The 12,539-nt window shown below is 43.9% G+C and carries 16 protein-coding genes and 1 riboswitch; of the genes, 7 read left to right on the top strand and 9 right to left on the bottom strand.

The features are described 5' to 3' along the window. Nucleotide 1 precedes the first annotated feature (1 nt). Together ACFPIB_RS07105 and ACFPIB_RS07110 are read left to right on the top strand one after the other, a co-directional pair. The gene (locus tag ACFPIB_RS07105) at nt 2–451 is read left to right on the top strand and encodes a hypothetical protein (protein ID WP_378016740.1); all 450 of its coding nucleotides are present in this window, start codon (nt 2–4) and stop codon (nt 449–451) included. Next, nucleotides 448–825 (top strand): DUF423 domain-containing protein, encoded by a 378-nt coding sequence (locus ACFPIB_RS07110; RefSeq protein ID WP_378016741.1) that lies wholly within the window; start codon nt 448–450, stop codon nt 823–825. The genes ACFPIB_RS07105 and ACFPIB_RS07110 overlap by 4 nt, the downstream gene beginning before the upstream one ends. Before the next feature lie 101 nt (nt 826–926). On the opposite strand, the gene ACFPIB_RS07115 is transcribed toward ACFPIB_RS07110, so the two are convergent. The 3 genes from ACFPIB_RS07115 to ACFPIB_RS07125 all read right to left on the bottom strand — a co-directional run bounded on the left by ACFPIB_RS07115 (nt 927) and on the right by ACFPIB_RS07125 (nt 3,591). Further along, the gene (locus ACFPIB_RS07115; RefSeq protein ID WP_378016742.1) at nt 927–1,463 is read right to left on the bottom strand and encodes a DUF1573 domain-containing protein; all 537 of its coding nucleotides are present in this window, start codon (nt 1,461–1,463) and stop codon (nt 927–929) included. A 100-nt stretch (nt 1,464–1,563) separates the two neighbouring features. Beyond that, nucleotides 1,564–2,967, bottom strand: coding sequence for an ATP-dependent DNA helicase (locus ACFPIB_RS07120; protein WP_378016743.1), 1,404 nt, complete (start codon nt 2,965–2,967; stop codon nt 1,564–1,566). A 171-nt stretch (nt 2,968–3,138) separates the two neighbouring features. Continuing rightward, entirely contained in the window at nt 3,139–3,591 is a 453-nt protein-coding gene (locus ACFPIB_RS07125) for a PaaI family thioesterase (RefSeq protein ID WP_378016744.1), read from the bottom strand. 38 nt (nt 3,592–3,629) lie between these two features. On the opposite strand from ACFPIB_RS07125, the gene ACFPIB_RS07130 reads away from it, so the two are divergent. The 3 genes from ACFPIB_RS07130 (at nt 3,630) to coaD (ending at nt 6,245) form a co-directional block, all read left to right on the top strand. After that, nucleotides 3,630–4,103 carry an NUDIX domain-containing protein gene (locus ACFPIB_RS07130; protein WP_378016745.1) on the top strand — a complete coding sequence of 158 codons (474 nt, stop codon included), beginning with the start codon at nt 3,630–3,632 and terminating at the stop codon, nt 4,101–4,103. A gap of 265 nt (nt 4,104–4,368) precedes the next feature. Beyond that, nucleotides 4,369–5,256, top strand: a complete 888-nt coding sequence (locus ACFPIB_RS07135; RefSeq protein ID WP_378016746.1) for a DUF3822 family protein — start codon at nt 4,369–4,371, stop codon at nt 5,254–5,256. Nucleotides 5,257–5,756: 500 nt separating this feature from the next. Beyond that, the gene (coaD, locus tag ACFPIB_RS07140) at nt 5,757–6,245 is read left to right on the top strand and encodes a pantetheine-phosphate adenylyltransferase (protein ID WP_378016747.1); all 489 of its coding nucleotides are present in this window, start codon (nt 5,757–5,759) and stop codon (nt 6,243–6,245) included. On the opposite strand, the gene ACFPIB_RS07145 is transcribed toward coaD, so the two are convergent. After that, on the bottom strand, nt 6,190–6,870 hold the full coding sequence (locus tag ACFPIB_RS07145; protein ID WP_378016748.1) for an NUDIX hydrolase: 681 nt from the start codon (nt 6,868–6,870) through the stop codon (nt 6,190–6,192). The genes coaD and ACFPIB_RS07145 overlap by 56 nt on opposite strands. A gap of 108 nt (nt 6,871–6,978) precedes the next feature. Here ACFPIB_RS07145 and pyrE point away from each other — a divergent pair, with 108 nt between their 5' ends. Continuing rightward, nucleotides 6,979–7,617, top strand: coding sequence for an orotate phosphoribosyltransferase (gene pyrE, locus ACFPIB_RS07150; protein WP_378016749.1), 639 nt, complete (start codon nt 6,979–6,981; stop codon nt 7,615–7,617). A gap of 91 nt (nt 7,618–7,708) precedes the next feature. Here pyrE and ACFPIB_RS07155 read toward each other — a convergent pair whose 3' ends face one another. From ACFPIB_RS07155 to ACFPIB_RS07165, 3 genes are all read right to left on the bottom strand, one after another. Further along, nucleotides 7,709–8,473, bottom strand: coding sequence for an SDR family NAD(P)-dependent oxidoreductase (locus tag ACFPIB_RS07155; protein WP_378016750.1), 765 nt, complete (start codon nt 8,471–8,473; stop codon nt 7,709–7,711). Between the two features lie 80 nt (nt 8,474–8,553). Next, entirely contained in the window at nt 8,554–8,931 is a 378-nt protein-coding gene (locus ACFPIB_RS07160) for a helix-turn-helix domain-containing protein (protein WP_378016751.1), read from the bottom strand. 158 nt (nt 8,932–9,089) lie between these two features. Further along, nucleotides 9,090–9,743: an NADPH-dependent F420 reductase gene (locus ACFPIB_RS07165; RefSeq protein ID WP_378016752.1), complete on the bottom strand. Its 654-nt coding sequence runs from the start codon at nt 9,741–9,743 to the stop codon at nt 9,090–9,092. A gap of 119 nt (nt 9,744–9,862) precedes the next feature. Between ACFPIB_RS07165 and ACFPIB_RS07170 the strand changes: the two genes are divergently transcribed. Further along, nucleotides 9,863–10,231 carry a winged helix-turn-helix transcriptional regulator gene (locus ACFPIB_RS07170; RefSeq protein WP_378016753.1) on the top strand — a complete coding sequence of 123 codons (369 nt, stop codon included), beginning with the start codon at nt 9,863–9,865 and terminating at the stop codon, nt 10,229–10,231. Between the two features lie 36 nt (nt 10,232–10,267). On the opposite strand, the gene ACFPIB_RS07175 is transcribed toward ACFPIB_RS07170, so the two are convergent. After that, a complete protein-coding gene (locus tag ACFPIB_RS07175) occupies nt 10,268–10,933 on the bottom strand; it encodes an MCP four helix bundle domain-containing protein (RefSeq protein WP_378016754.1) in 666 nt (221 codons plus the stop codon). 132 nt (nt 10,934–11,065) lie between these two features. Beyond that, a complete protein-coding gene (locus ACFPIB_RS07180; protein ID WP_378016755.1) occupies nt 11,066–12,379 on the bottom strand; it encodes a voltage-gated chloride channel family protein in 1,314 nt (437 codons plus the stop codon). 45 nt (nt 12,380–12,424) lie between these two features. Beyond that, nucleotides 12,425–12,494: riboswitch (Fluoride riboswitch) on the bottom strand. Nucleotides 12,495–12,539 lie beyond the last annotated feature (45 nt).

Here is a 12,539-nt window from a genome sequence, read left to right on the forward strand (position 1 = left end):
AATGGAGATTCTAAAAATTAGCATAAAAGAGAATATTGTAATTCGTGACATTATTCTGTCCGTTTTTACAGGTTCTTATTTTTTATTGGTATGGCTCTTTCATGTACCGGTAATAAATTATTTCTTTAATAAAGTTGGCATCTGGTTTAATAACCCTTACATGGGTTTTACCTTTTTTATTCTTTATCTGGTCACGCCCATCTCCGCGGGTTTACTGACATTTAAATTAAAGAAATTCAAACAGTTTTCTTTCGACAAAACCCTGATAAACAATCTGGTATCTTCGCTCACATTTGCTTTACCAATGTTTGTTTTAATTTTTTTAAGCGAAAAGGACTTTAGTATCTTTGCCTTGATCGGGGTTTTGTTTTTTTCTACCCTTTTCAGCTTTATTAATGCAGCGCTTAGTGCTACATTCTTATCCAGGATCTTAACCAAACAACCACAATGAATCAGAAACTTGCCTTATTAGCCGGTAGTTTATTCGGCGCACTTTCCGTAATGATCGGGGCTTTTGGCGCGCACGCACTCCGCAATTTACTCACCCAAACCAACCGCCTCGAAACCTTCGAAACGGCCGTAAAATACCAGTTCTACCATGCTTTGGCCTTGATCTTAGTGGGTTTACTGGCTTTCCATTTGCAACACGCCGGTTTACGCTGGGCAGCTATTTGCTTTACGCTGGGCATTCTTATCTTTTCCGGTTCACTTTATATTTTGTGTCTCACCGGCGTTACTTGGCTGGGCGCCATTACGCCAATTGGCGGCACGTTCATGATCATTGGGTGGTTCAGCTTACTTTATGCTGTGGCCAAATCGCTTTAAAAGAGAAATTACTTAAAAAACGGTAGGGAAAATGCCTGAAAAAGTAAAAGCGTCCCGCAAATTTGTTTGCGGGACGCTTTTAGTATTATATCAAACCGAAATTATTTCTTCGTTTTGGATTTCGTTTTGCCGTTAGCAGTTTTCACTTTGGTTTCAGAAGCAACCGTTGTAGCCGTTACCGCCGGACCTTCAGCTGGTTTAACTAATGCAGCACCGCCGGTTGGTTTTTCCAAAACGTTGGTAACGATCGTAACCTGAGCTGGTCCTTCTACAGAGTTAGACTGCACTGTAATTACTTTATTCTGCTGGCCCATTTTACCGGTGCTGTTAAATACCGCTTTTATCTGGCCCGATTTACCTGGTGCAATCGGCTCTTTTGGCCACTCTGGCGTGGTGCAGCCGCAGGTTACATCTACGCGGGAAATTACCAATGGTGAAGTACCTGTATTTTTAAATTTGAAAACGTGTTCAACTACGTCGCCTTGATGAATGTTACCAAAATCATGGCTTTTCTCGGTAAAAGTAATTACCGGGCCGGCCGTGATAGATTTTGCAGCTTTGGCATCAGAAACAGTTTGAGCTGTTGCTGCACCAAATGAAAGCGACATTGCAACAGCCAGGATAAATAATTTTTTCATACCGATTTGATCAATTTAAAGTTAGTAAAAGCAAATATATACTTATTAAGGATATTTCAATAATCCTGCCACATAAATTATAAACGTAAAATGCGGTAAATCAGGACAAAAGTTCCGAATAAAAATTCACCAGGTACAATTCTTCCGATGAACGTGTTACGGCTGTATAAAGCCAGCGCGTAAATTCCGGCGTTATCATTTCTTCTTTCAAATATCCGTGATCCACAAAAACGGCCTGCCACTGCCCGCCCTGCGCTTTATGGCAGGTTAAAGCGTAGGCAAATTTCACCTGAAGCGCATTTAAGTACGGGTTCTTTTTCATTTGCTGGCTCCGCTCCCGCTTCGTACCCAAATCCGAATAATCTTTCAGTACTTCGGCGTAAAGTTCTTTATTCTTATCGGCAGGCAAAGCAGGCGCTTCCGAGTAAAGTGTATCCATCATGATTTTCACTTCCACTTCCTCCTCGTTCGGGTTATCAACAAAGCGCAATCGCACATCGGCAAACCGGAAACCGTACATTTCTTCATAACGGATGATCTTGGTAATTTCCACGAAATCGCCGTTGGCCATAAAACCGATCTCAGAATCCTTTGGTAGCCAGTGGTAATTATTCTTCACGATCATCAGGTAATCGCCCGCCGAAATCTCGTCTTCGTGAAAAAAGATCTGCCGCCGGATATGCTGGTTATACAAATTCGCATTCTTATTCGAGCGGCAAATAACCGTCGTATTTTCGATCCCGAATTTATCGTAGGCGTAGCGCAAACCATCTTCCAGGCGTTCGCCGGTCATGCGGTAAATGTCTTTGTAGCCGCCGGTTTTTATTTTCAGGTTCGATTTTTCTGCCGAAAGTTGCTCGCGCAGCTTGGTTGCATTCATTAGAATTCCCGAAGCTTCGGCCTGGCGCATTACCTGTTTCATTTCCACTTCAAAAACCTGGCACCGGAAATTAGTCGTTAAATAAGCACCATTCAGCGAAGGACTTAAGGCTTGACCAACCGGCGGAAGCTGAGCCGTATCGCCAACCAGCATCAGTTTGTTGTTCTTTTTCTCGAACACGTAATGCATCAGGTCCTGTAGCAAACCATTTTCGCCAAAACCACTTTCATCCGAAAGCATGGAAGCCTCATCGACAATGAAAATGGTATCGGTAATTTTATTGGGCTGCCGCGTAAAAGACAAACCCTCGGAATACGGATTGGCCGTTTGCCGGTAAATTTTCTTGTGAATAGTAGAAGCCGGCTTACCCGAATAATTCGACATTACTTTGGCCGCACGGCCGGTTGGCGCCAGCAACACATATTTATACCCGAAACGGTTCAGGATCTTAACGAGCGCACCTAAAACCGTGGTTTTACCCGTTCCTGCAAAACCTTTCAGCAAAAAAACATCCTTGCTATCGGTTTTGCTCATTAGAAAATCGTCGAGCTTTTTAAACAGCCGCACCTGGTCAGAAGTCGGTTCAAATGGAAAATTCTGGCGTATTAGATCTTCTGGGCGCATTATATGGTAAAAGGTAACAGGTAGTGAGTATCAGGAAAAACAAAAAAACGGTAGGCAAAACAGCTGAAAAAGTCGAAATTTCAGTAGTGTCAGTAGTTTTCGTAGCGTAGGGTTTAAACCCTACGCTACGAAAACTACTTTTAAACAATTAGCAATCAACAATTAAACAATTCATCTTTTAATATCTTCGGGCGTTAGCGTTGCCATGGTAGCCGAGGCTTTGGCAATTAAAACCGGTTCTTCGTTGCCGGAAATACAGTACACTTCGGCTTCGCAGAAATTCAGTTTGCGCCCCTGTTTCAACACCCAGCCTCTGGCAAAAAGTTTCTCGCCGAGACCCGGATTTAAGTAAGAAGTTTTTAATTCTACGGTTACTACATGATGATCTTTCGGCACTAAACTTACCGCCGCAAAACCAGCAACAATATCGGCCACTGTGGCAATTACCCCGCCGTGCACAAAGCCTTTGTGTTGTTTATGCGCGGCTTTCAATTCCAGTTCGCCCTCTATTTTTCCTTCGGAAATATCTGTAACTTTAAAACCGAGCAGCTGCATAAAAAACTGACGCTCCAGTTTTTCGTTAATGGTATTTTTAAAATCCGGGTTATACGTTTTTACGTTCATAGCCCGAAATTAACGACCTGAAACCCGGCAACCAAACGATGGAAGAAACTAATAAATTTTACGAAGGCAAACTGCGGGTTCGCGTATGTGGTATTTGCATAGAGAACAAGAAGTTGCTGCTGGCCTGCCACAAAGGTCTGCTTCCCGACCGTGATTTCTGGGCGCCACCGGGCGGCGGATTAAATTACGGCGAAAGCGTTCAAACCTGCTTAAAACGAGAATTTCTGGAAGAAACCGGCTTGGAAATAAAGCCTGGTCGTTTCCTTTTTATTAACGAATTTCTGCAACCGCCTTTACATGCCATCGAATTATTTTTTGAAGTGGAAGTAACCGGCGGTGAACTGAAACAAGGCACAGATCCGGAACTTGCGGCGCATGAACAAATGATCTCAGAAGTTAGCTACAAAAACTTAAACGAACTTAGCAAGATCCCGCTCGCCGAAAAACACACCGTTTTTCACCAACTCGTAGATCTCGACGACCTTTTTATTCCGGATAACAAATTTATCTGATCTGAAAACTTGACGCTAAGAAGATTTAACGATATTATGAAGATTTGAAAATCATAAGAGTACGCACATTCTCGCACTTTTTCAGGTAAAAAGCCTACCGTTTTTTGGGAATATTGCGATCAAAATGCTGGCATTTTTAAGCTAAAACCATTTTCAGATTCTCAAATCTGCCAATCGCCGAATTTCTAAAAATTCCGAATCTTCAAATTCTTTTAGTGTTTTTCAGTATTTTTACGGTTTTTTGAAGGAAGATTAATCCAGAACGTTGAGCACTGCAACCATCCAATACCGGCAGGTACTGAAAATTACCGACGAAGCCTTGTTAACCGGCCAAACCGGAGCATTAAATTTATATTGCAGTTTGAGCACGCGCCATATTCGCCTGGCCATTGCCGATGCGCAGCGCAACAAGATCCTGGCGCTGGAAGATTACGAACTTTCTGCCATTTTCAGTCAGCTGCAACTTACCGAGCAACTCAACCTGCTGGCCGAAGAAAACGAATTCCTGACGAAGACATCCTGGAACGAAATACGAGTAGCCATAAAAAACCAGAATTTCACCTATATCCCGGAAACGCTTTTCGACCCTGCTGCGGCCCAGCATTATTTAAACCTTCATGCCGATGCCGACGAATTTCACGAAGAGATCTTAACCTACCGACACCCGAAAATTGAAGCAGTAAGCATTTTTACCATAGATAGTTATCTGGTTAAATGGTTTGAAGAAACGTTTACGCGCAAAAAGATCCGGTTCATGCACCAGACCAGCCCGCTGATAGAAGGCGTTTTGAACGAACACCAGCGGAGCCTGCAAAAGAAAACGTATCTGTATATCGAGCAAAATAATCTGAGCATTTTACTCGCGCAGGATGGCCGGCTGGAGTTCTGTAACCAATTCCATTATTCCTCGCCCGAAGATTTTATCTATTATACTTTGCTGGTAATGCAGGAACAAAAACTCAATCCAGACCACGATCCAATCACCGTTTGGGGCGACCTCACTCACGATTCTGCTTTATTTACGATCCTCCGCAAATACGTGCGTAACGTAACGCTGGGCAAAAAACCACAAAGCATCGCCTTCAGCTACAAATTCGATGATGTTTTTGACCACCGCTTTTTCGATCTGTATAACCTGCATTTATGCGAATAAGGCAAGTTGTTGACTGCTGATTGAAAACGGTATGGTTTCAGGCTTAAAAAGTCAGAATCAGGATTTTCAGGATTAAAAGATTTACAAGACAATTGTTTGAATTAGGATTTTTAGACTCATAATTCCCCATGGAGATTCTTAATTTATGATTTCACAATTCTGCCAGCGCAGCGTTTCCTCAAAATTACGCTAGCTAGAAAGCTAAACTAAAAAGAAGCTGACTACGGAGGGAAATGACACCAGTTTCTGTGAGAGCGGCCTCCGCACTTTCCGACTTTTGCTTTAGCAAAATTGCGCAAGCAAAGGAAAGGGTGCAGCCGCGAACGCAGAAACGAAGCCCGCCCGGCTTGAGGGAATAAGTTACCAATGACAGTTAAAAGTCAGATGTCTAGAAGAAAAGGTATTTCAAAAACGCTAGCACTTTTAGTTAAAAAACTGCTTTGAGCCGACAAGGTCCTTCGCTAACACTCAGGATGACAGAATAAAATAAAACAAAATAAATGAAAAGAATAGCAATTTTCCCCGGCTCCTTCGATCCCTTCACCAACGGCCATTTAGACGTGGTGCAGCGCGGAACCGAACTTTTCGACGAAATAATTATTGCCATTGGCAACAACAGCAATAAAAAACGCGCCTGGGAAGTGGAGCAAATGGTGGAAATTATTGCGGATATTTTTAAAGATCAGCCCCATATTACGGTACAATCTTACAAAGGCCTTACGGCTGATTTTGCACGTCAAGTTGGAGCCAAATTTCTGCTGCGCGGTTTACGGAACACCACCGATTTTGAATACGAGAATACCATTGCGCAGGCAAACCGCCACGTAAACAAAGATCTGGAAACGGTATTTTTAATTACGTCGCCGCACCTTGCCGCCATAAGCTCTTCCATTATCCGGGAAATTCATGCTTACGGCGGCAACGTAGACGATTTTATTCCTTTCCGGCTTTCAGCGTTTTCAGGTAATAATTCATCACAAACTCAATAGAACCGTAAGCTTCCTTCAGAATATCTTTTACTTCTTCGGGCGTCATCCAGCGTACTTCTTCAATAAATTCTTCGGCTTGCGGCTTCATCAGGCTGTCGTCGGTACAAGCCATTAAGAACCAGCTGGTTTTCTTCAGAATTTTATTGCCTTTATAAGCGTAAGAATGCCAGGTGTTCGGTAATTCATCGATCACCTGCACTTTTATACCGCACTCCTCCTCTACTTCCCGGATCGCGCCTTCACGCACATCTTCCACCTTTTTCATCTTGCCTTTCGGAAGATCCCATTTACCTAAACGGTAGATCATCAGTATTTTACCATCTTTAATAACCAGGCCGCCGGCCGCTTTCACGATCTTGAACTGGTCTTTCAGGTGCTGAATAATGCGGCGTTTTTTGTCGGTAACCAGCGTGAGCGAATCGAGTTTTTTCAGCTTTTTCACTTCCAGCAACCGGATGATCCGGTCTATCAGATTTTCATTCACATCCCGGATCAGCACATCGCCCACCAGGGTTTTGGAATTGAAATATTCGTCCGCATCTAAAACCAGGTCGTAGTGGTGCTTGTAAACCTTTTCACCAGCTTTTTTGAGAATTAACGGAATGTCGTTTATAAAGACGTTCATTGGGTAATGATTTTGCGGAGTTTTTAATTTTTACAAATCAATAAAAAAAAATGGAAACAAAAACGCTCCAGGGTAAAAATACGGAAATAATATTTTCTAATTTTGGCCATGGAAAAAGACGAAACTGCCCGAAAAATTGCGGCTTACCTGCTGGAAACCGGCGCCGTGAAATTGCGCCCGGAACAACCTTTTAAATGGAGCTCCGGCTGGAACTCACCGATCTATTGCGACAATCGCGTTACGCTTTCGCACCCCGCTATACGTACATTTATAAAAAAGGCTTTAGCTGCGGCCATAAAAAATAATTTCCCGGAAGTGGAAGTGATCGCCGGCGTAGCTACTGCTGGTATTGCTCAAGGCGCTTTAGTGGCCGAAGAACTGGGTTTACCGTTCGTTTACGTGCGTCCGGAACCGAAAAGCCACGGCATGGGAAACCAGATAGAAGGCCATTTAGAAGCTGGAAAAAAAGTAGTGATGCTGGAAGACCTGATCTCGACCGGCGGCAGTTCTTTAAAATCTGCCAAAGCCGTGCAAGCTGCCAACGCCGAAGTAATTGGCATGGCCGCGATCTTTACCTACGGTTTTTCCAAAGCCGATCAGAATTTCGAAGCAGCCGGTATACCTTTAATTACCTTGAGCAATTACAATATTTTAGCCGAAGTTGCCCAGGAAAAAGGAATCATAAAACCAGAATCGTTCGAAAGCCTGAAAAGCTGGCGCGAAGCTCCGGAAGTTTGGGGCGCATAGTTTTTATACCGAAAACGCTAGCGTTTTTAAAGCAAAAAGTGCAGCCCGTATCTTCAGGCTGCACTTTTTTGGTATAAAACCCTACCATTTATTACAGGAACATGCCGCCGGAAGCTTCAATTCTTTGACCAGTGATCCAGCGGGCATCTTCGGAACATAAAAACGCCACAATGCCACCAATATCTTCCGCCTCGCCAACTCTTCCCAAAGCCGTTTGCGATGCCAGAAAGCCTTTCATCTGCGGGTTATTCCGGATTGCTGCATTATTGAAATCGGTTTCAATTGCACCGGGAGCCAGAACATTTACGGTAATTTTTCTTCCGCCTAATTCTTTCGCCAGGTATTTCGTCAGCGTTTCGATGGCGCCTTTCATGGAAGCATAAACCGAATAACCAGGCACACCAAAACGAACCGTTCCGGATGACAAATTCACGATCCGGCCACCGTCGTTCATAATTGGCAAGGCTTTCTGGGTCAGGAAGAAAACGCCTTTAAAATGAATGTTATTGAATTCGTCGAAATCTTTTTCGGTAACCTGCTCAAAAGGAATGGTTGCGCCAATACCGGCATTATTCACCAGGAAATCGAATTTTTGAGCATTCCATTTTTCCTGCAAAACCTGCGTAACCTGCTGCATAAAATTCTCAAAAGAAGCTATTTCAGCCACGTTCAGTTGCAGGGCAACCGCTTTCCGGCCCATGGCTTCAATTTCGGCAACTACGGCTTCCGCTTCTTCCTTTTTCGTATTATAGGTCAGGATCACATCCGTATCTTTTTCGGCCAGGCGAAGCGCCATATTTTTACCAAGTCCGCGGCTGCCGCCGGTTACCAAAGCTATTTTCTGTTCATTGTTCATGTTCGTTTGCTTAAAATTTACAATACAAAGTTTGCTCTTATTTTAAGGAAAAATATGGTGAGAACTTCAGTTTTTCAGGCTTAAACCCTACCGTTTTCCGCCCAAAAACTTTCACGAAATTGCTTAGGCGTTTGCCCTTGAAAATGCTTGAAAAACTTCGAAAAGTTAGACGGATCATACGTGAGTTGTCGGGCAATTTCGGCTACTGGCTTGTTTGTTTTCAGCAGCAGTTTACGAGCTATATCCATCAGCTTATTTTCATAAATATCGCAGGGCGAAAGTCCGGTTACGGTTTTTAACGTGTTGCTTAAATGCGTAGGATGCACGTGCAGAATTTCGGCCAGATCGTTTATTTTGAACGTGCTTTCGGCTTTCCCAGCTTCTAATTCAGTCAGGTGTTTATCAAGTTCGGCATAAAAAGCGGCCGTAATTTCTTCCGGACGGGTTTCTTGTTTCATTGCTGAATAATTATTTGTAACGCAAATTGTCAAGCTAACTTACAGTTTTGGAAGCTTTTTACCTACCGTTTTTATTTTCGCATTTTACGAAGTTGCAAAAAAGCTAAAACCCACGAAAAATATTCCGCAGGTTTTAGCAAAATGCATTGACTTTACTTTTACTGAACGATCTTGAACGCAAAATAACCGTTACCGGTCGCCATCCAGGTGCGCAGCCAGATCGGAAGCAGCATTTCGGTGCCGCGCGCAGTAGTAATGTCGCCAAGGTCAATAATATCGTTCCAATTGAATTGATTTAGAATTGCTTTCACTTCAGCTTTCGCTTCGGCGCTGTTGCCGCTCATAAACATGGTCGGGTCGCCGCCGCTTTTTTTGGCATCTACCATCACTTCGCAGTTTACAATATTCAGCGTTTTTACCACGTTGGCTTTCGGCAGTAATTTCTGAATTTCTTCGCCCAGCGAGTTGGTGTTGCTGTACTGCGGAATTAAAGAAGGCGGCATTCCCTGCGAAAAATCGAGCGGGTTGGCAATATCGATGATCGTCTTTCCGTCGAAATTTTCAGGGCCGGCCATTTTAAAAACATCCAGCGCAACTTCGCCTTTGGTGCAGTTAAAAATGATCTCGCCGAATTTTGCCGCGTCTTCAAACGTACCGGCCGAAGCCTTTTCGCCGTTGGCTTCTTTCCAGGCAATAGCCTTTTCGTTCGTGGCCGTGCGGCTGCCCATTATTACTTCGTAACCCAGTTGCACCAGTTTTGTACCGATGGTATTGCCTACCATGCCGGTTCCTAAAACGCCTATCTTTTTCATATCTGATTGATTTTAAGTTATACTATACAATTTACAGTTGCAAACCTAAGTATAGCTTATTAACTTTGCAATAACTGTCAAACCTGACAGTATGCAAATTGTTTCATTTTTTTTTCAGCATGATCATCAACCATAAGGAATACGTTTTTAAACTACACAACCAGACTTACCATTGCGCCATGGACGTAACGATGAGTTACATTGGCGGAAAATGGAAAACGGTACTGCTTTGGTATCTGCGCAACCAGACGCGGCGTTTCGGCGAACTCAAAAAACAGATTCCGGATATAACCGAAAAAATGCTGAGCCTGCAACTGAAAGCGTTGGAAGAAGACGGTTTGGTGAAGCGTGAAGTGTATGCCGAAGTACCTCTACGGGTAGAATATTCGCTTACCGATTTCGGCAAAACGCTTGTACCCGTTATTGAAGCCATTGCAGCCTGGGGCCGGAATTTAGGCGAAACGGAAGGAAAACTGGTGGAAAAATAAAGCTTAAGAAAACGGTATGGTTTCAGGCCTGAAAAGTCAGTTCAAACTGAAATGCTGCTGCGGCTTTTTCGGTTTGGTAGATTTGGCCGCAAAGATCAAACCCTGGATCAAAAGCCCGATGCCGATGAGAATTACCAATTCAAATTGCGTTAAAATAGAAGAACCGGCTACCATTTTTTTCGATCTTTCGCTCAGCATTTTGCCTTCCGCCAACTGAATGCGGGAAAGTTGGTGCAGGTTTCCGGAGGCAGAACCATACGATTTGTCCATAGCCGTTTTCGTTTCTGAAGAAGCACTTCCGATCCCGGCCAGAAATTTACTTTCAAGGTTTTCGATATGCGCAATATTCGTTTTCAGATCCTGGAAGCAGGCAGTTTCTTTTTCGGTGAGCCTGGTCTTTTCGTAATTTAGGATCAGGGAATGGATCGCGGCATTATGTTCGCCGATCTTAGCCTGCAGATTGTTCAGATTTTCCTGGTTGCTGCAATTATCGAGCATGATCTTTTTCTGGTACAAATGGTCGGATAACTGGTAAATATAACCTTCCACCACCAGCCGGTCTTCGTAAACCGAAGCAAATGAATTACCGAGCTCCGAAACGTTGCGTTCGTCGTACCAGTTCTTTGCAAAAACCAGCAGGAAAACGAAGCCCAGAATGAAGGCTGCCTTGTTTTTTTGCCGGATCGTAAATGCCCATTTCATGATCGTATAAATTAATGGAATTCAACTAAATATAAGCAATTTATACCAGGAATACAACATTCCCGGGCCGAAGCCGCAATTTAAAAAGTAAACATTCCTCCTTTTCTGGGTAAGGACTGGCTTCCATTAAATTTATTTCAGCCTTTTAAGCCGGCGCAAGGCAATTATTTCGTGCAGTTTTTTTGTTTTTTCGCGACCATAAAGCAAATGCTTAGGGCTCCCGATCACCTGCGAACCGTAAATGCCTGAATGTCCGGAAAACAGGTAGGCAACCACGCAGGCAATGGCAATAAAAACCCCGCTTTCCGCCCCGAATAATTCTATGCCCATTAAAGTACAGGCAATGGGCGTATTAGATGCTCCGGCAAATACCGCTACAAATCCCATTCCGGCAAGCAGCGCAACCGGCAACGGTATAAAACCCGCCAGCGCATTGCCTAGGGTGGCCCCGATGTAAAACAAAGGCGTAACTTCTCCGCCTTTAAAACCGGCGCCGAGCGTAAAAGCTGTAAATAACGTTTTCGCCAGAAAATCATAAAATGGCAAGTCCTGGCTGAATGCACTTACAATTACCGGCACGCCCAAACCAATGTATTTAGTAGTTCCGATCAGCCAGACGGCCCCAGCAATAAAAACTCCGCCTACTACCGGCCGCAGTGGCGGATAGGCAATTACGTTTTTAAACACGGAAGTAAAATAATGCGTGGCGTTGGAAAAAAGCATGGCCGCCAACCCGAAAATAATACCCGCCAGAATTGCCCAGAGAAAACCGTCGGGCGAAATTTCCGGTACCACCGGAATACTGTAAACTGTGTGGCCAACATTCCAGGCATGGCAGGTATAATCGGCAATTACGGCGGTCAGAAAACTAGGTAAAATTGCATCGTAACGCATACGGCCCACAATTAAAACTTCCAGCGCAAAAACTGCTCCCGCTAGCGGCGTACCAAAAACCGAAGCAAAACCCGCGCTTATCCCGATCATGATCAGAATTTTCCGGTCGCGGGCTTTAAACTTAAACACATGCGTTAACTGATCGGCAATGGCGCCGCCCATTTGCACCGCCGTACCTTCCCGCCCGGCCGAGCCGCCAAAAAGATGCGTAGCAATAGTCCCGAAAAGCACCAATGGCGCCATTTTGAACGGAATAACCTTTTTCGGGCTATGAAATTCTTCCAGCAACTGGTTATTCCCTTTCACCACATCGCTGCCGAAATAATGGTAAAGTAACCCAATTGCTAAGCCGCCTAAAGGTAAAAAAGCAATGATCCAGGTATTATTCTCCCGAAAATTGGTGACCCATTCTAAAGAAACCAGGAAAAAAGCAGAAGCCGAACCAGCCATAATTCCGACTATTGCAGCCAGAAAAAGCCATTTAAGCAGATAAAAAAGCTGGGGAATTTGTTCGATGGCGGCGAGGCGCCTTTTAAAAAATGTCGGGTTCATATTACCTTGAAATGCATAGTTTCTACGTTGGCTTCAGATTAAGCCATTTCAGTAGACGCCATCAGCCCCAAAATTTCGCAGGCGGTTCAAGGCAGACATCATTGCCGGATTTTGTGAGGTAAATTTAGGAAAATAATTTTCTAATCCTGCAAAAAGCGAA

The sequence above is a fragment of the Adhaeribacter terreus genome, assembly GCF_042657365.1.
GTDB classification, from domain to species: domain Bacteria; phylum Bacteroidota; class Bacteroidia; order Cytophagales; family Hymenobacteraceae; genus Adhaeribacter_A; species Adhaeribacter_A terreus.